Annotated in this window: 4 protein-coding genes; 3 read left to right on the top strand and 1 reads right to left on the bottom strand. The window is 72.3% G+C overall.

Translation table 11 applies throughout. The annotated features are described in order from the left end of the window. The first annotated feature begins 1 nt into the window (after position 1). Together ACFC0G_RS03225 and ACFC0G_RS03230 are read left to right on the top strand one after the other, a co-directional pair. Complete coding sequence (locus tag ACFC0G_RS03225) at positions 2–11,860, top strand: SDR family NAD(P)-dependent oxidoreductase (RefSeq protein WP_376396388.1); 11,859 nt, start codon at positions 2–4, stop codon at positions 11,858–11,860. Next, the gene (locus ACFC0G_RS03230) at positions 11,857–18,306 is read left to right on the top strand and encodes a type I polyketide synthase (RefSeq protein ID WP_376396391.1); all 6,450 of its coding nucleotides are present in this window, start codon (positions 11,857–11,859) and stop codon (positions 18,304–18,306) included. Before ACFC0G_RS03225 ends, ACFC0G_RS03230 begins: the two co-directional genes overlap by 4 nt. A gap of 150 nt (positions 18,307–18,456) precedes the next feature. Here ACFC0G_RS03230 and ACFC0G_RS03235 read toward each other — a convergent pair whose 3' ends face one another. Beyond that, complete coding sequence (locus ACFC0G_RS03235; RefSeq protein WP_376396394.1) at positions 18,457–19,413, bottom strand: AraC family transcriptional regulator; 957 nt, start codon at positions 19,411–19,413, stop codon at positions 18,457–18,459. Between the two features lie 81 nt (positions 19,414–19,494). Between ACFC0G_RS03235 and ACFC0G_RS03240 the strand changes: the two genes are divergently transcribed. Continuing rightward, positions 19,495–20,340, top strand: a complete 846-nt coding sequence (locus ACFC0G_RS03240; protein WP_376396397.1) for an NAD(P)H-binding protein — start codon at positions 19,495–19,497, stop codon at positions 20,338–20,340. The last annotated feature ends 28 nt before the right edge of the window (positions 20,341–20,368 follow it).

Genomic DNA, 20,368 nt, shown 5'->3' on the forward strand with positions numbered 1-20,368 from the left:
GATGTCCAACGAGGCCAAGCTCCGCGAATATCTGAAGAAGGCCATCGCCGACACCCGCGAGGCACAAGGACGACTGCGGGACCTGGAGGACGCCGCCAGCGAGCCCATCGCCATCGTCGGCATGGCCTGCCGTTACCCCGGCGACATCCGCTCGCCGGAGGACCTGTGGCGGGCGGTGTCCGAAGGAGTCGACTGCATCGGCGAGTTCCCCGGTGACCGGGGGTGGAACGCCGACCGCCTGTACGACCCCGATCCGGACGCCGGCGGCACCACGTACACCCGGCACGGCGGTTTCCTCCACGACGCCGGGGAGTTCGACGCGGGCTTCTTCGGGATCTCGCCCCGGGAGGCGACCGCCATCGACCCCCAGCACCGTCTGCTCCTGGAGACGGCGTGGGAGGCGGTCGAGGACGCGGGCATCGCTCCCCGGACGCTGCGCGGTAGCGGTACGGGAGTCTTCGCCGGCGCCATGTACCAGGACTACGCCCCTCGCCCGGCCGAGACCCCGCCCGCCCTCGAAGGGCTGATCGCGGGCGGCACCGCGGGCAGCATCGCCTCGGGGCGGGTGGCATACACCCTGGGTCTCGAAGGGCCCGCGGTCACCATCGACACCGCGTGCTCGTCGTCCCTGGTGGCGCTGCACCTGGCCGCCCAGGCCCTGCGTTCGGGCGAGTGCGACCGGGCGCTCGCCGGGGGCGTCACGGTGATGGCCACCCCGACCGTGTTCGTGGAGTTCAGCCGGCAGCGCGGGCTCGCCCCGGACGGACGGTGCAAGGCGTTCGCGGCCGGCGCCGACGGCACCGGCTGGGCGGAGGGCGTCGGCTTCCTGGTGCTCGAACGGCTCTCCGACGCGGTCCGTGACGGCCACCGGGTCCTCGCCCTCGTACGGGGCAGCGCCGTCAACCAGGACGGTGCGAGCAACGGCCTCACCGCGCCGAACGGGCCCTCCCAGGAGCGCGTCATCACCGCGGCGCTCGCCAACGCCCGGCTGACCACCGGCGACGTCGATGCCGTCGAGGCGCACGGCACCGGTACGACGCTCGGCGACCCGATCGAGGCCCACGCGCTGCTCGCGACCTACGGCCGGCACCGCCCGGCGGACCGGCCGTTGTGGCTGGGCTCCCTGAAGTCGAACATCGGCCACTCCCAGGCCGCGGCGGGCGTGGGCAGCGTGATCAAGATGGTGCAGGCGATGCGCCACGGCGTCCTGCCGAAGACCCTGCACGTGGACGAGCCGAGCCCCCACGTGGAATGGGACAGCGGAGCGGTCGAACTCCTCACGGAGAACCGCACCTGGCCCGAGACGGGCAGGCCGCGCCGAGCCGGTGTGTCGTCGTTCGGCATCAGCGGCACCAACGCCCACGTGATCGTCGAGCAGGCGCCTGAACCTGAGCCGGCCGGCGTCGGGCCCGACCGGACGGGTGCGGATACCGACGGGGCCGCCGCCGCGCCGGCCCCGGTGCCGTGGGTCCTGTCCGCCCACACCGACGACGCCCTGCGCGCCCAGGCCACCCGACTCGCCGCGCACCTGGCACGCCACCCCGAGCTGCGCCCCGCGGACGTGGGGTTCTCCCTCGCGACGACCCGCGCGCACCTCGACCGGCGCGCCGTGGTCGTCGGTCAGGACCGGGAGGCACTCGTGGCGGGCCTGTCCGCCATCGCGTCGGGCACCACGCCCGGCACGGCGGCGGTCGACGGCGCGCAGCCGGTGTTCGTCTTCCCGGGCCAGGGGGCCCAGTGGGTGGGCATGGCGGCACCGCTCCTCGACGCCTCCCCCGAGTTCGCGCGGGCGATACGGGAGTGCTCCGCCGCTCTCGCCCCGTACGTCGACTGGTCCGTCGAGGACGTCCTGCGGTCGGCCCCCGGCGCGCCGGGTCTGGAGCGGGTCGACGTGGTGCAGCCGGTGTCGTTCGCGGTGATGGTGTCGTTGGCGCGGTTGTGGGAGTTCCACGGCGTGGTGCCCGCCGCCGTGGTGGGGCATTCGCAGGGCGAGATCGCGGCCGCAGTCGTGGCGGGAGCCTTGTCCCTCGACGACGGCGCCCGCATCGTGACCCTGCGCAGCAAAGCCATCGGCGAGCTGCTCAGCGGACACGGCGCGATGATGTCCATCGCCGTCTCCGCGGAACGCGCCGCCGAACTCATCGCCGAACTCACCGCCGAAACCACTGAAACCTCCGCAACAGGCTCAACAGGCGCAACAGGCGGAGCAACCGGCGCCTCAGAGGGTGCTGACCTGGCAGGACGCGTCGGAGTCGCCGTCGTCAACGGCCCCGCCTCCGTCGTCCTCGCCGGCGAACCCCACGCCCTCACCCGGCTCGCCGCCACCTGCGAGCACCACGGAATCCGCCACCGTCTCCTCCCCGTCGACTACGCCTCCCACAGCCCCCAGGTCGCCACCATCGAAGACCGACTCCTCATCGACCTGGCACCGGTCACCCCCCGTCCCTCCACCGTCCCCTTCTACTCCACCGTCACCGGCACCCTCCTCGACACCACCGCACTCGACGCCGCGTACTGGTACCGCAACCTCCGCCAGACCGTCCTCTTCCACGACACCACCCGGACCATCGCCGACGCCGGATCCCGCGTCTTCATCGAGATCAGTTCCCACCCCGTTCTCGGCTCCGGCATCCAGGACACGCTCGCCGACCGGGGGGCGGTGGCGACGCTGGGCACGCTGCGCCGCGACCACGGTGGCCTCGACCAGTTCCTCACCGCTCTCGGCCAGGCCCACGCGCACGGCGTCTCCCCCGACTGGTCCACCGTCTTCGGCGACCGGCCCCGCCGCGTCGACCTGCCCACGTACGCCTTCCAGCGCGACCGTTACTGGTGGACGCCGACCCGGTCGGCCGACCCGGCCCACTTCGGTCTGACGCCCACCGACCATCCGTTGCTGGGGTCGGTCGTGCACACGGCCGACGGCGATTCCGTCCTCTTCACCGGAAGCCTCTCCCTCACCGCCCACCCCTGGCTGGCCGACCACGGCGTCCTGGGCTCGGTGATCCTCCCGGGGACGGCGCTCATCGAGATGGCCGTCCACGCCGGCGATCACGTCGGGGCATCCGTCCTGGACGAACTCGTCATCGAGGCGCCGCTGTTGCTCGGCGCGGACCAGCAGGTCCAGCTCCAGCTCGCCGTCGGCGCGGCCGACGCCGACGGCAGCCGGCCCGTGACCGTCCACAGCCGGCCCGATCGGCCGGACGCCTCATGGGTCCTCCACGCACGCGGTGTCCTCGGCACCGAAGGCGCCGAAGCCGCCGCCACCGGCGACTCCGCCGGTTCCCGCGACTCCGGCGATTCCACCGGTTCCGGCGACTCCGCCGCCGACACCGTATGGCCGCCGTCCGGCGCCGCGCCGCTCGACGTCTCCGACGCCTACGAGGTCCTCGCCGCGACCGGCCTGGACTACGGACCCTTCTTCCAGGGGCTGAAGGCGGCCTGGCGCTCCGGGGAGCATCTGTACGCCGAGGTCGGCCTGTCCGCCGACGACGCCACCGGCTTCGGGATTCACCCCGCGCTCCTGGACGCGTCCCTGCACGCCTTCGCCCACGACAACCTCACGTCCGGCACCGAGGTGTCCCTCGCTTTCGCCTGGAGCGGTGTCCGGCTCCACGCGACCGGAGCCACCACCCTCCGCGTACGCCTCACCGCCACCGGCGACAACACCGTCAGCCTCCACGCCACCGACCCCACCGGCCAACCCGTCCTCACCGTCGCCGCCCTCACCACCCGCCCCATCGCCCCCGACCAACTCGCCACCGCCGCCCGCGCGGCGCGCCCCGACGCCCTGTTCGACCTCGTCTGGGCGCCGCTCGACCCGGCCCGCGGCGAGCCCGCCGCCCTGACCGTCGCCGACACGGTGGCCCAGGACGGCCCCGTACCCGATTTCCTCCTCCTCGCCCCCGACGTCTCCGGTGCCGATGTCCTCGCCGCGACGCACTCGGCGGCACGGTCCGTACTGGCCCGGCTGCAGGCGTGGCTGGCCGACGAGCGGTTCGGCTCCGCCCGCATCGCCGTCCTGACCTCCGGCGCGGTCGCGGTGGACGACGGCGAGGACGTCGACCCGGCGGCGGCCGCCGTCTGGGGCCTGGTCCGCTCCGCCCAGGCCGAGCACCCCGACCGCATCGTCCTGGTCGACGGCGAGCCGGGAGCCGTACCCGACCTGTCCGCCGTGCTGGCGGCGGCCACGGCGGCCGGTGAGCCCCAGGTCGCCGTGCGCGGCGGCGCCGTCCGCGTACTCCGGCTGGCCAGGCCCGCCGGTGATCCGTCCACCCCGCCCGCCGACGACGCCTGGCGCTTGCGCGTCCTCGTCCCGGGCGACCTGACGAGCCTGGCGCCCGCGCCGGACCCGGCCCCCCGGGCCGAGCTCGCGCCCACCGAGGTGCGTGTCTCCGTCCGGGCGGCGGGGGTCACGTCCCGCGACATGACCGTCGCACTCGGCCGCCCCACCGACGACCGCTCTGCCGCCGGCCCGTCGACACCCGGTGACGACCTCGGCGACGACCTCGGCGACAAGCCCGACGGTCGGCTCGACGGTCGGCTCGCCGGCGAACTCACCGGTGAGGACCGGTTGGCCGGTGAGCTGGGTGGCGAACTCGCCGGTGTGGTCATGGCTGTCGGTTCCGAGGTCACCGAACTCGCCCCGGGAGACCGGGTCATGGGACTGGCCACCGGAGCCTTCGGCCCCTCGGTCGTCACCGACCACCGACTCCTCGCGCGCATTCCCACGGGCCTGACCTTCCCCCAGGCGGCCTCCGTCCCCATCGCGTTCCTCACCGCCCTTCACACCCTGCGCGACCTCGGCGGCCTCGCCGCCGACGAGAGCGTCCTGATCCACGCGGGTCCCGACGGCACCGCCCTGGCGGCCGTGCAGGTCGCCCGGCACCTCGGCGCACACGTCCACGCCACGGCCGGACCCGCCGGGCGCGCCGCCCTGCTCGACCTCGGCGTCGACCCCGAGCGCATCGCCGGCTCCGGGGCCCCGGAGTTCGAGGAGGCCGTCCTGCGCGCGACCGAAGGCCGCGGCGTCGACGTGGTCCTGAACTCCCACACCGGCGATTCCGTCGACGTCGACGCCTCTCTGCGGCTGTTGCCGCGCGGAGGACGCTTCCTCGAACTCGGCGAGAGCGAGCGTCGCGACCCCGGCGAGACCGCCACCCTGCATCCGGGCGTCGAGTACGCGGCACACGACCTGGGGCGGACGGACCCGGACCTGCTCCGGACGCTCCTCGCCGAGCTCGTCGCGCTCTTCGAGAGCGGAGTGCTGCACCCGCTGCCCGTGGCGGTGTGGCCGCTGACCCGGGCCGAGGCCGCTCTCCGGCACATGGCCACGGCACGGCACTCCGGCAAGGCGGTCGTACTCACCGTGGACCGCGCCCCCGACTCCGAAGGCACGGCGCTGGTGACGGGCGGAACCGGCGCCCTGGGCAGGGTCGCCGCCAGGCATCTCGTGACCGCGCACGGCATACGCCATCTGTTGCTGACGAGCCGGCGCGGCATCGCCGCGGCCGGCGCCCCCGAACTGGTGGCGGAGCTGGAAGAGCTGGGCGCGAGCGTGACGGTGGCGGCCTGCGACGTCGGCGACCGAGACGCCCTCGCCGCGCTCCTCACCACCATCCCCGCCGCACACCCGCTCACCACGGTCGTCCACACCGCCGGCGTCGTCGACGACGGCCTGCTCGCCTCGCTGACCGACGAGCAGTTCGCCACGGTGCTGCGCCCGAAGGCCGACGCCGCCTGGCACCTGCACGAGCTCACCCGGGACCTCGACCTGTCGGCCTTCGTCCTCTACTCGTCGCTCGCGGGCACCCTCGGCGGTCCCGGCGTCGCCAACTACTCGGCGGCCAACGCCTTCCTCGACGCCCTCGCCCAGCGGCGCCGCGTCCAGGGCCTCCCCGCCGTCTCCATGGTGTGGGGCCTGTGGGAGGAGGAGGGCGGCATGATCCAGCGTCTCTCCGCGGGCGACCGGACCCGGATGGCCCGCGACGGCCTGCGCCCGATCACCGGCGACCACGGCATGAGCATGCTGGACTCCGCACTCGCCCGGTCCCGACCGGTGGTCGTGGCCACCCCGTTCGACCCGTCCGCCGTACGCGGCGAGGTCGCTCCCGCGCTGCGCGGCCTCGTCCGTACGACGGGCCGGCGCACCGCCGCAGGGCACGGCGCCGTCGACGGCACCCTGGCCCGCCGGCTGGCCGCACTCGGGACGGACGATCAGCGCGCCCTGCTCGCGGAACTCGTCGGCGAGCACGCCGCCGCCGTCCTCGGACACGCCGACGCGTCGGCCGTCCGGGCCGGACAGGCGTTCCGCGACCTCGGCTTCGACTCCCTCACCGCGGTCGAACTGCGCAACCGCCTCGGCGCCGCGACCGGCATACGCCTCCCGGCCACCCTCGTCTTCGACCATCCCACGCCGGAGGCCCTCACGGACTTCCTGCACGTCAAGCTGGGCGGAGCCGCGGTGATCGCCGCCGAAGCGGCGCCGGTGACGACGACGGACGAGCCCATCGCGATCGTGGGCATGGCCTGCCGCTACCCCGGAGGGGTGACCGACAGCGAAGGCCTGTGGCGCCTGGTCGCCGACGGCGTCGATGCCATCACGGAGTTCCCCACCAACCGCGGCTGGGACATCGACGGCATCTACGACCCCAGCGGCGAACGACCCCGCAGCACGTACGCGCGCACCGGCGGCTTCCTCCACGACGCCGACCGCTTCGACAGCGGCTTCTTCGGCCTCAGTCCCCGCGAGGCGGCGATCATGGACCCGCAGCAGCGGGTCCTGCTGGAGAGCGCGTGGGAGGTGGTGGAGCGGGCGGGCATCGACCCCGCGTCGCTGCGGGGCAGCAACACCGGCGTGTTCGTCGGCCTCGTACAGCAGGAGTACGGCCCCAGGTCGGACGTGATCGGCGAGCAGCACGAGAGCCACTTCCTGACGGGCGGCACGGCCAGCGTCGCCTCCGGCCGGATCGCGTACACCATGGGCTTCGGCGGTCCCGCGGTCACGCTGGACACGGCCTGCTCGTCGTCGCTCGTGGCCATGCACATGGCCGGTCAGTCGCTGCGCTCGGGTGAGTGCGACCTCGCCCTGGCCGGCGGCGCGACCGTCATGGGCACTCCCGGGCTCTTCACCGGCTTCAGCCGGCAGCGCGGCCTCTCCTCCGACGGCCGCTGCAAGGCGTTCGCGGCCGGGGCGGACGGGACGGGCTTCGGCGAGGGCGTGGGGGTGCTGCTCCTGGAGCGGCTCTCGGACGCGCAGCGCAACGGTCATCGCGTGCTCGCGGTGATCCGGGGCAGCGCGGTCAATCAGGACGGGGCGAGCAACGGCCTCACCGCACCCAACGGACCCGCCCAGGAACGCGTCATCCGCCGAGCACTCGCCAACGCCGGCCTGTCAGCCGCGGACATCGACGTCGTCGAAGCACACGGCACCGGCACGACACTCGGCGACCCGATCGAAGCCCAAGCCCTCCTGGCGACGTACGGACAAGACCGCCCCACGGACCAGCCCCTCTACCTCGGCTCCCTGAAGTCCAACATCGGCCACACCCAGGCCGCGGCGGGCGTGGGCAGCGTGATCAAGATGGTGCAGGCGATGCGCCACGGCGTCCTGCCGAAGACCCTGCACGTGGACGAGCCCAGCCCCCACGTGGAATGGGACAGCGGAGCCGTGGAACTCCTCACGGAGAACCGCACCTGGCCGGAAACGGGAAGGTTGCGTCGGGCGGGCGTCTCCTCCTTCGGCATCAGCGGGACGAACGCCCATGTGATCGTGGAGCAGGCACCCGAGGTGGACCCGCCGACGCCGGCGCCTTCCGGTGCGGTGGTGCCTTGGGTGCTGTCGGGACGGACGGACGAAGCGGTACGGGACCAGGCGACCCGACTGGCGGACTGGATCCGACAGTCGCCCGAACTCGACGTCGCCAGCGCGGGATTGACCCTGGCCACCGCACGCAGCCGCTTCGAAAAAGGCGCTGTCGCAGTCGGCGCCGACCGCGACGAACTCCTCTCGGCCCTCGCCGAGATCACCGACGGTCACACGCCGCTCGTCGGCCCCGCCGGCAGCGGGGTGGCGATGCTGTTCGCCGGCCAGGGCGGACAACGCTCCGGAATGGGCCGGGAGTTGTATGCGGCGTATCCGGTGTTCGCGGCGACCGTCGACGACGTCCTGACCGCCGTCGACAAGGAACTCACCGGACACGTCGACCACCCGGTCCGCGACGTCCTCCTCGGAGACACCGACCCCGACCTGCTCAACCAGACCGTCTACACGCAGACAGCACTCTTCGCCATCGAGATCGGCCTCTACCGGCTCCTCGAATCATGGGGCACACGACCTGACTGGCTCGTCGGCCACTCCATCGGCGAAATCGCCGCCGCCCACGTAGCGGGAGTGTTCACGCTGGAGGACGCGGCCCGCCTGGTCGCCGCCCGAGGCCGACTGATGCAGGCGCTGCCGGAGGGGGGTGTCATGGCAGCCGTCGAGGCCACGGAATCCGACATACTCCCGCTCCTCGACGACGCCGTCGGAATCGCCGCCGTCAACGGACCCACCTCCGTCGTCATCTCCGGCACACACACCGCCGCCGAACGCGTCCTCGCACACTTCGAGAACACCGGACACCGCGTCAAGCGACTGAAGGTCAGCCACGCCTTCCACTCACCGCTCATGGAACCGATGCTCGACGACTTCGCCGGCATCGTGGAAGGACTCACCTTCCACGAGCCCTCGATACCGATCGTGTCGACCGTGACCGGGCTCCCCGTCGAACCCCGCACCCTCACCGACCCCGCCTACTGGGTCCGCCACGTCCGCAACACCGTCCGCTACCACGACGCCATCACCCACCTCGCCGACCAACACATCGGCGGATACGTAGAGATCGGACCCAGCGGCGTACTCGTCGCCCAGACCCAACAAATCCTGGACGCCACCGGCCACGAAGGACCCCTCGTCCTCCCGACCCTTCGCCCCGGCCACAGTGAAACCCGCACCATCCTCACCGCCCTCGGCCAACTCCACGCAGCAGGCACAGGCATCACACCCCGATGGCGAATCGTCCTCGGTCAGCACACCCACCTCGTCGAACTACCCGCCTACCCCTTCCAGCGCCAGCGCTACTGGCTCAACGCCTCACCTTTCAACGCCGATTCAGGGACCGGCACGGGCCACCCCTTGCTCGGATCGGTCGTCGATGTCGCCGACAGTGGCAGCCTCGTCCTGACGGGCCGCCTGTCCACAGCAGCACAGCCCTGGCTGACCGACCACCTCGTTCTCGGCTCCGTCGTCCTGCCGGCGTGGACCTGGGCCGAAGTCGCTCTGTACGCCGCCGGCCAGAGCGGAGCGACCACCCTCAAGGAACTGGTGATCGAGCGCCCCCTCGTCATCAACGATGACGAATCCGTACGCCTCCAGGTCCACATCGGCACCGACGACGCAGGCGTACGGTCAATCAGCATCCACTCACGCCCCGACGACGAAGACACCACCTGGACACGACACGCCACCGGCGTCCTCGGCACCGAACCCCCGCCTCCCACCGACACGTTCACCCATTGGCCTCCCGCCGGAGCCACCGCCCAGGACCCCGACCAGCTCTACACCTCACTCGCGGAGGCGGGAGTGGACTGGGGTGCGCGTGCGCTGACCGCCGCGTGGCGTCGCGGCGACGAATTCTACGCCGAGGTCGGCGTGGCCGACGGCATCGCCGACGGCTTCGGGGTCGCACCGATGCTCCTCGACAACGCCCTGTACGTCAGTGGGGACGTGTCGCAAGAGGGGGGTGTGTGGTCGCCGTCCGCGTGGCGGAACGTCCACCTGTACGCGAGCGGCGCAACCACACTGCGCGTCCGCGTCACGGCGTCCACCAGCGCCGTCACCGACGGCGACGGCGACGGCGACGGATCGGTTTCCGTGTACGCGGAGGACACCACGGGGCAGACCGTGCTCACGGCGGAGTCCGTCCGGTCCCACCCGGTGACGCCCGAGCAGGTGGCCGGCGGTCGGCCGTCCCCTCGGGACGCACTGTGGGAAGTCACCTGGCAGCCCGTGGACCGGCGCGACGAGACGCTCTCCGGTCTCGTCGTACTGGAGCTCGACGGGTCCGGCGACTCCGAGCCGCTCGTGGCGGCGCGCAAACTCGTCGAACAGGTCGTGGACCGTCTCCAGCACGCACTGGAGACCGGTGGGCGCCTGTTGGTGGTGACCCGGGGCGCCGCTTCCACGAGGCCCGGGGAAGCAGCGGATCCGGCCGGGGCGGCGGTGTGGGGCCTCCTCAGGTCCGTCCAGCTTGAGCACCCGGACCGTGTCGTCGTGGTCGACGTCGAACCGGACACCGAGTGGCAGCCCGGCCCACTGCCGGACGGAGAGCCTCAACTCTCCTTCCGGCAAGGAAAGATGCTCGCTCCACGCCTGACCGCGGCCACTCCCGTTCCGGGCGTGCCCGTCACCTGGAGTGCGGGAACAGTCCTCGTCACCGGGGCCACGGGCACGCTCGGCGCGGCTGCGGCCCGGCATCTGGTGACCGAGCACGGGATACGACACCTGTTGCTCACCACTGGCCCGACCACTGGCTCGGCCACTGGCTCGGCCACTGGCCCGACCGCGAACCCGGTCGCGTACTCGGTCGCGTACTCGGTCGCGAACTCGGTCCCCGGCCTGGTCCCCGACGCGATCGCGGACCTGGTCGCGGAGCTGGCAGGCCTCGGCGCCGACGTGCGGGTGGCCGCGTGCGACCTCACGGACCGAGCGGCCGTCGCCGCACTCGTCGCGGGCGTGTCCACGGAGCACCCGCTCACCGGCGTGATCCATGCAGCGCCCAGGCCGGCCGTCGGGAACGCGGACGCAACGGCCGAGGGCGGGGAGAACGGGATCGAGCCGGCGCTGCTGGAAAGGGCCGAAGCGGCCTGGAACCTGCACGAGCTGACGAAGGACCTCGGCCTCACGCGCTTCGTGCTGTTCTCCTCGCCGGGCGGCACCGTCGGCGACCTGGGCGCGGGCGAATTCGCGGCGGCTGACGGGTTCCTCGACGCGCTGTCGGCGTACCGGGTGGCCCTCGGTCTGCCCGCGCTGACCGTTGCGTACGGAGACGACCGTTCCGGGGCGTACAGGCTGCGGCCCCTCTCCCCCGAGGAGGCGCCCGCGCTGCTCGACGCCGCACTCGCGACGGGCCGGCCCGCTCTCGTGGCCGCCCCGCTCGACAAGGCGCTCCTGCGGGCGGGCCACGACGTCCCGCCGCTCCTGCGCGACCTGACTCCCGCGCGTACCTCCCGTATCCCCCGTGCCTCGCACGGCCCCGCTTCCGGCGGAGAGACACTGGCCGACCGGCTGGCACGGCTCACCGTGCCGGAGCGGGACGCGCTGCTGGTCGGCCTCGTCAGCGAGCACGTCGCCACCGTCCTCGGTCACGCCGACGCCGACGGCATCGACCACGATCACGCCTTCCAGGAGATCGGGTTCGACTCCGTGACGGCGGTCGAGCTCCGCAATCGGCTCGGCGCTGTCACCGGCGTACGGCTGCCCGCCACCGTCGTCTTCGACCACCCGACGCCCGGCGCGCTCGCCCGGTGGCTCCGGGACCGTCTCGTACCCGTCTCGGACCCGGCCGTGGCCCTGCAGAAGGAACTCGACGACCTGGAGGCACGCCTCACGGGCGCGGCAGACCTGGCTCCCAGCGGACGCCGGGCCGTGGCCACCCGCCTGCGCGGCATCCTCGACCACTGGTCGCGCTCCCAGGACTCGGAGGCGTACGGGACGCAGGAGGCGTCCGAGGCGGAGGACGCCCTGGAGTCCGCGCTGGAGTCCGCGTCGTCCAGCGACCTCTTCGACTTCATCGACAACGAACTCGGCCGTGCGGCCGGATGACCCGCCCAGGTCAGACGGAACCAACACAAGGGGAGTCCAATCCGATGTCCGACGAGCAGAAGGCTCTCGAGTACCTGAAGTGGGTCACCTCCGATCTCAAGAAGACCAGGCAGCGCCTGGCCGAGGTCGAGGCCGCACAGCACGAACCCCTCGCGATCGTCGGCATGGCCTGCCGGTTCCCCGGCGACGTCACGTCCCCCGAGGACCTGTGGCGGCTCGTGGCCGAAGAGGGGGACGCCATCACGGAGTTCCCCACCGACCGCGGCTGGGACATCGCCGGCCGCTACGACCCCGAGCCCGGTAAACCCGGCAAGACGTACACCCGGCACGGCGGATTCATCCGCGACGCCGCCGAGTTCGACCCCGAGTTCTTCCGGATCTCGCCGCGCGAGGCGACCGCGATGGACCCGCAGCAGCGGCTGCTCCTGGAGACCTCCTGGGAGGCCGTCGAGCGGGCCGGGATCGCCCCGAGCACGCTGCGCGGTGCACCGGTGGGAGTGTTCACCGGGATCGCCGCGCAGACGTACAACCTCACCTTGGACCAGGAGGAGTACGCGGGCTACCTGGCCACGGGCGTGCTCGGCAGCATCGCCTCGGGCCGGATCTCGTACACGTTCGGTTTCGAGGGGCCCGCGGTCACGCTGGACACGGCCTGCTCCTCGTCGCTCGTGGCCATGCACATGGCGGCGCATTCGTTGCGCTCGGGCGAGTGCGACCTCGCCCTGGCCGGCGGCGCGACCGTGGCCGCGAGCATGGACGGCTGGCTGGAGTTCAGCCGCCAGGGGAACCTGGCGAGCGACGGCCGCTGCAAGGCGTTCTCCGCCGCCGCGGACGGCACCGGATGGTCCGAGGGCGTGGGGGTGCTGCTCCTGGAACGGCTCTCGGACGCCCAGCGCAACGGACGTCAGGTCCTGGCCGTCATCCGGGGCAGCGCAGTCAACCAGGACGGCGCGAGCAACGGCCTCACCGCACCCAACGGACCCGCCCAGGAACGCGTCATCCGAGCCGCACTCACCGACGCCGGCCTCACCGCACGCGACGTGGACGTCGTCGAAGCACACGGCACCGGCACAACACTCGGCGACCCGATCGAAGCCCAAGCCCTCCTCGCGACGTACGGACAAGACCGCCCCGCGGACCAGCCCCTCTACCTCGGCTCCCTCAAGTCCAACATCGGCCACACCCAGGCCGCCGCAGGCGTCAGCGGCGTGATCAAGATGGTCGAGGCGCTCCGTCGTGGGGTGGCGCCGAAGACCCTGCACGTGGACGAGCCGAGCCCGCACGTGGAGTGGGACAGCGGAGCCGTGGAACTCCTCACGGAGAACCGCGCCTGGCCGGAGAGGGGCAGGCCGCGCCGGGCCGGTGTCTCCTCCTTCGGCATCAGCGGCACCAATGCGCATGTGATCGTCGAGCAGGCACCCGAGGTGGACCTAGCAGCACCGGTTGTCGATGGCGGTGTGGTGCCGTGGGTGCTGTCGGGGCGTACGGACGAGGCGGTACGGGAGCAGGCGGCGCGGCTGGCCGAGTGGATCGCCCAGGTTCCCGAGCTCGACGTCGCCGGTGTGGGCTCGACCCTGGCCACCGCCCGCAGCCGCTTCGAACGCGGCACGGTCGTGGTCGGCGCCGACCGCGAGGAGCTCCTGACCGCGCTGGCCGAAGTAGCGGACGGCCGGACGCAGCCGGTCGGTCCCGCCGGGAGCGGCGTGGGCATGCTGTTCGCCGGCCAAGGCGGACAACGCGCCGGAATGGGGCGGGAGTTGTATGCGGCGTATCCGGTGTTCGCGGCGGCCGTCGACGACGTCCTGACCGCCGTCGACAAAGAACTCACCGGGTTCGTCGACCACCCGGTCCGCGACGTCCTCCTCGGAGACACCGACCCCGAGCTGCTCAACCAGACCGTCTACACCCAGACAGCACTCTTCGCCATCGAGATCGGCCTCTACCGACTCCTCGAATCCTGGGGCACACAACCGGACTGGCTCGTCGGCCACTCCATCGGCGAAATCGCCGCCGCCCACGTAGCGGGAGTGTTCTCCCTGGAGGACGCCGCGCGCCTGGTCGCCGCCCGGGGCCGGCTCATGCAGGCGCTGCCGGCGGGAGGTGTCATGGCAGCCGTCGAAGCGACCCAAGCCGATGTCACCCCGCTCCTCGACGATGCAGTGGGACTGGCCGCGGTCAACGGTCCCACCTCCGTCGTCATCTCGGGCGCGCACACCGCCGTCGAACGCGTCATCGCGCACTTCGAGAACACGGGACACCGGGTGAAGCGGTTGAAGGTCAGCCACGCCTTCCACTCACCGCTCATGGAACCGATGCTCGACGACTTCGCCGCGATCGCGGAAGGCCTGACCTACCACGAGCCGTCGATACCCATCGTGTCGACCGTGACCGGGCTCCCCGTCGAATCGGACACCCTCACCGACCCCGGCTACTGGGTCCGCCACGCCCGCAACACCGTCCGATTCCACGACGCCGTCACCCACCTCGCCGACCAACACGTAGGCGGATACGTCGAGATCGGACCCAGCGGCGTCCTCGTCGCACAAACCCGACACATACTCGACGCCGCCGGCCGCGAAGGCCACCTCGTCCTCCCCACCCTCAGGGCCGGCCAGTCAGAAGCCCGTACCGCCCTCACCGCCCTCGCCACCCTCCACCTCGCAGGCACGGGCCTCACCCCCGACTGGCAGACCGTCCTGGGCCGGCACGCCACCACCCTCACCGACCTCCCCACCTACCCCTTCCAGCGCCGTCGCTACTGGCTGAACGCCTCGTCGCTGAGCGGCGATCCGGCCGATCTCGCGCTGAGTCCGTCCGGGCACGCGCTCCTCGGCGCCGCCGTGTACCCCGCAGGCAGTGACACCGCTCTCTTCACCGGGAGGCTGTCGACGGTCACCCAGCCGTGGCTGGTCGACCGTACGGCCCCGGAGGGGGGCGCCGTACCCCACGGCGTCCTCGTCGACCTCGCCCTGCACGTCAGCGACCAGCTCGACTGCGACGTCCTGCGGGAGCTCACCGTCGAGACGCCGATGGTCCTGTCGGATCGTGACGGCGGGGCGCTGCACGTTCAGGTGGCCGTGGCGGCGCCCGACGCCGACGGCGTGCGCACGTTGACCGTTCACTCCCGGCCCGACGACCCGGACAGCGTGTGGACCCTGCACGCCACGGGTGCCGTCCACCGCGGTGCCCCGGAGGCGGGGCGCTCCGACGCGGAATGGCCCGGATCCGGAGCGGAGACCGTCGATCCCGGTACGGCGCTCCCGCAGGGCGTGACCGCGATGTGGCGACGCGGCGAGGAGATCCTCGCCGAGATCGCCCTGCCGGACGAACTGACGGAGTCTGTCGCGGACTTCGGGATCCATCCGCTCCTGGTGGACAGTGCGCTCCGTGTGGCGCCCTCGGAGGAAGCGGACGGCGACGACGGCGCCCCGTACCAGTGGACCGGTGTCCGGCTGCACGCCGTCGGCGGCACCAAGCTCCGGGTGCTCCTGACGCCGCGCGGCGACGGGGTGTTCGCGCTCCACGTCGGCGACGCCGCCGGGCAACCGGTCCTGACCGTCGAGTCCGTCACTCTCCGGTCCGTCACTCTCCGATCCGGCGTACCTGCTACCGGGGGGGTGCAGCGGTCCGGCTCGCAGCAGTCCGTCGTACTCCGGCCGACGCCCTCTCGGGCGGCGACGAAGGACTCCCTGTTCCGCATCACCTGGTCCCCCACCATGCTCCCGGCGGTGGACGGCGACGCCGCGAACGTCCTCGTCCGGCCCGTGCCCCCCGCCCTCCCCGATGCCGATCCCGTGGCAGCCGCCCACACGGCGGCCATGAACGCGCTCGCCCTCGTACAGGAGTGGCTGGCCGACGAGCGGCAGGCGGAGACCCGTCTCATCGTGCTCACGGCGGGCGCCGTACCGGTGGAGGAAGGCGCTCCCGTGGACGTCACGCACGCCACGGTGTGGGGTCTGTTGCGGTCGGCGCAGGCCGAGCATCCCGGTCGGCTGGTACTGGTGGACGGTGAGACGGGATCCGAACCGGAACGGCGTGACGTCCTGGCGGCGGCCGAGCTCGGGGAGCCGCAGGTCGCCCTGCGGGGCGGCCGGGCATTCGTCCCGCGCATGACGCGTCTACCGGTGTCGGATGGTGCGGCCCCGTGGACCACCGAGGGCACTGTCCTGATCACCGGCGGCACCGGCTCACTCGGCGCCGCCACAGCCCGACACCTCGTCCACCACCACGGCATCAAGCACCTCCTCCTCACTAGCAGGCGCGGACCCCACGCCGAAGGAGCCACCGAACTCCACACCGAACTCACCCGAGCAGGCGCCCACATCACCATCACCGCCTGCGACACCACCAACCCGTCTCAACTCGCCGACCTCCTCACCACCATCCCCACCCACACCCCCCTCACCGCCATCATCCACACCGCAGGCACCCTCGACGACAGCGTCATCACCACCATGACCCCCACCCAACTCCACAACGTCCTCCGCCCCAAAGTCGACGCCGCCTGGAACCTCCACCACCAAACCCAACACCTCAACCTCACCGCCTTCGTCCTCTACTCCTCCGTCGCAGGAGTCCTCGGCACCCCCGGCCAAGCCAACTACGCCGCCGCCAACTCCTTCCTCGACGCCCTCGCCCAACACCGCACCACCCACCACCAACCCGCCACCTCCATCGCCTGGGGACTCTGGGCCGACGCAACCGGCATGACCCGACACCTCTCCGACACGCAGCTGAACCGCATGGCACGTGAGGGAATGCGGCTCCTCCCCACCGACCTGGGCATGGAGCTCCTCGACACGGCGACCGGCACGGATCACCCCTCGGTGATCGCGCTTCCCGTGGACCTGGCCGCCGCGCGTACGCATCCCCGGCAGCCCGCGGTCCTCCGCGCCCTGACGAGGGTGCGGCACCGGCCGATGGCCGTGGCCGACGACGGACCGGCCGGCGCGAGCCTCGGCCTCGACGGCCTGGCCGGGCTGGACGAGCGGGAGCGACACCGTGTCCTGCTCGACCTCGTCATCGAGCAGGCGACGGCGGCACTGGGGCGCCGGCCCGATGCGCCGATCCGTGCGGACCAGTCGTTCCAGGACGTCGGGGTCGACTCGCTGACCGCCGTCGAGCTGCGCAACCGGCTTTCACAGGCGGTGGGTCTGCCGCTGCCCGCAGGCCTCGTCTTCGACCATCCCACCCCCGAGGACCTCACGCAGCGGCTCCTGGCCGATGTGGCCGGAGGCTCGGCGGACCCGCGGAGCACGGTCGACTTCGCGGCGGAGATCCGTCTCGCACCGGACATCGTCGCCGCGCCGGACGTCCACCTCACCGATGACCCTCGGCACATCCTGCTGACCGGAGCCACCGGCTTCCTCGGTTCCTTCCTGCTGCGGGACCTGCTGCGGAGCACGTCGGCGCGGATCCACTGCCTGGTCCGCGGCGCCGACGCGTCGGACGCCCGCGCGCGCCTGACCGCCGCGGCGGCGTGGTACGAGACGGGGGCGGAGCTCGACTTCGACCGGATCGACATCGCCGTCGGTGATCTCGCGGAGCCGGCGCTCGGGCTGGACGAGGCTGTCTTCGACGAGCTGGCCCGGAACGTCGACGTCGTCTACCACGCGGGCGCCAGCGTCAACTGGCTCTATTCGTACGAGGCGTTGAGGCCCGCGAACATCGCCGGAACCGAAGAGGTGCTGCGGCTGGCGGCCCGGCACCGGACCGTACCCGTCCACTACATCTCGTCCACGGGCGTCTACGCGCAGGAGCCCGCCGAGGGGCGCCGCGTCGCCGTCGACGACCCGATCGGCCCGCCGGAGCTCCTGTCCAACGGGTACCGGCAGGCGAAGTGGGTGGCCGAGGGGATCATCGGCATCGCCCGGTCGCGCGGCATCCCCGTCTCGGTGTACCGCGTCGACGTGGTCTCCGGCGACCAGGTCAACGGGGCCTGCCAGACACAGGACTTCGTGTGGCTGAGCATCCGCGGCATGCTGGAGGCTGGTGCGGCTCCCGCGGGGATCTCCGGCTTCTTCCATCCGACGCCGGTCGACTACGTGAGCGCGGCGATCCGGTGGCTCTCCTCCCGGGTCACCGGTGTGGGAGACACGTTCAACCTGTCCAATCCGCACCGCCTGCACTTCGCCGAGGTCGTCGAGCGGCTCCGCGCCCTCGGCCACACGCTCGTGGACCTCGACCCGGCGGAGTGGAGCCGGTCCGTACGGAAGGATCCGGAGAACTCGCTGCTGCCGCTGCTCGACGTCTTCGAAGCCGCGATCGCGGGCACCGGGGGCTATCCCGACATCGACACGGACGGGACGGAGGCGGCTCTGGCCGGCAGCGGCATCGACTGCCCCCAAGTGACGGGTGACCTGCTGGTCCGGTACCTGACGTTCTTCACCGAGAAGGGCTACTTCCCGAACCCTGACCGGGACGGAGCCGTATCCGTGGAGGCGTAACACCCGGCCCCGCGCAAGACCGACACCCACACCCACAGCGACATCCACACCGACACCGACACCGACACCGACACCGACACCGAGACTCAAGGACCCCGGCGGCCCGCGTGGCCGCCGGGGTCCTCGCACGCGCTGCACGCGCGCCGCGGGTCAGGCGCTCAGCCCGCGGCTGTGCAGAACCGCCGCACGGTGTTGTGTGGGGGTGATGCCGCGGCAGCGCTTGAAGGCGACGCTGAGGGCGAAGGTGTTGGAGTACCCCACCTTGTGGGCGATGGAGCTCACCGTGTCGTCGGTGTCCCGGAGCAGGTCGGCCGCCAGGGCGACGCGCCACGTGGCCAGGTAGGTCATGGGCGGCTCGCCGACGTGGCGGGCGAAGCTGCGGGCGAGACCCGACCGGGAGGCACCCACCTTGGCGGCGAGGGTCGCCACGGTCCACGGGTGCGCCGGGTCGTCGTGCATCAGCCGGAGGGCGCTCGCGACGACGGAGTCGTCCGTGGGCCGGTACCAGACGGGTGCGTGGTTCTTGGGCCGGTCGAACCAGGCGCGCAGGGTGGAGACCAGCATCAGGTCGAGCAGTCGGTCCAGGACGGCCTGCTGGCCCGCCTTGTCGTGGCGCACCTCCGCCGCGATCAGGGCGAGGAGCGTACGGTCGCTGTCGGCCTCCGGTACGACGAGGACGTCCGGCAGGGCGTCCAGGAGGCGGTCGCTGATGCCGGTCCGGTCCTCGTAGGCGCCGCTGATCAGGAGGGCCGAGCCGGGCTCGTCGACACCGCACGTCCGCGGGTCGGGGGCCGGCTCGCCGACCACGACCGCGCGCGCGGTGCGGGCGCAGTAGTCCGCGCTGGTGATGACGCGTCCGGGCGGCGACGCGGGGTCCTCGGCGACGGTGTACGGGGCGGGGCCTCGCAGGACGGCGATGTCACCGGAGCCGAGTTCCATCGGCTCGCCGTCGGCCGGGGTGATCCAGACCCGCCCGTTCAGCGCGGCGACCAAGGTCAGGTGGGCGCCGCTCGCGAAGCGCAGGGACCATTGTGGGGTCATGACCGTCCGGGTGAACACGGCACCGCGTGCCCGTACCCCGTCCAGCAGTTTCGCTAACGTGTCCACCCCTCCAATGTAGACGCTCGAACATCGACCTGGGTGTCTCAGCCATGGCTCCGTCCCCCCGCCGGAGGATTTAGTTGCCCCATGACTGAGCACCCGATTCTGATCACTGGTGGTACGGGCAAGGTCGGCGGACGCGCCGTGGCCCAACTTGGCGCGAAGGGTGTCGCGGTGCGCGTGGGTTCGCGTTCCAGCGACCCCCGTTTCGACTGGACGGACCGGAGCACGTGGGACGCCGCGCTGGACGGCGTGAAGAAGGTCTTCATCGTTCCTCAGGACGGCGAGCAGCTGACGCGGCCGTTCGTGCAGCGCGCGAAGGAGCTGGGGGTCGAGCGCATCGTGCTGCTGTCGGGCCGCGGCGCCGACGTCCCCGGCTACGCCAAGGAGGACAGCATCGCGGGCAGGACCCACATCGACGGCGAAGACGCCGTGCGCAACAGCGGTCTGGAGTGGACCGTCGTGCGGCCGGCGTGGTTCGCCCAGAACTTCAGCGAGGGCTTCTTCCGCGACTCGGTGCTCGGCGGGGAGCTGCGCCTGCCCGCCGGTGACGGCGCGGCGAGCTTCGTGGACGCCGAGGACATCGCCGCGGTCGCGGTCGCGGCGCTCACCGAGGACCGGCACGTGGGCAAGACCTACGAACTGTCCGGGCCCAGCGCGCTGACCATCGGCGAGGTGGTGGACCTCATCTCCGACGCCACCGGCCGCTCGGTGCGCTACGTGTCCCTGTCGCCCGAGGACTTCGTGGCCGAGCTGGTCGCCGAGGGCTGGCCCACGGCGGACGCCGAGGACTACGCCGACTCGGTCGGCCCGATCCGGCGGGACATGGACAGCCACCTGTCCGACGGCGTGCAGACCGCGCTCGGCCGGCCGCCCCGCTCCTTCGCCCTGTTCGTGAAGGAGGCCGCGGCCGCCGGCGCCTGGCGCGACTGACGTGGAGGACGGTCGGTAACCGTCACCT

This window comes from Streptomyces sp. NPDC056169 (genome assembly GCF_042268445.1).
Lineage (GTDB): Bacteria > Actinomycetota > Actinomycetes > Streptomycetales > Streptomycetaceae > Streptomyces.

Bases quoted from the DNA above. Each gene is read 5' to 3' on its own strand.
- ACFC0G_RS03230 (WP_376396391.1), top strand. From the start codon at position 11,857: ATGACCCGCCCAGGTCAGACGGAACCAACACAAGGGGAGTCCAATCCG.
- ACFC0G_RS03240 (WP_376396397.1), top strand. From the start codon at position 19,495: ATGACTGAGCACCCGATTCTGATCACTGGTGGTACGGGCAAGGTCGGC.
- ACFC0G_RS03225 (WP_376396388.1), top strand. From the start codon at position 2: ATGTCCAACGAGGCCAAGCTCCGCGAATATCTGAAGAAGGCCATCGCC.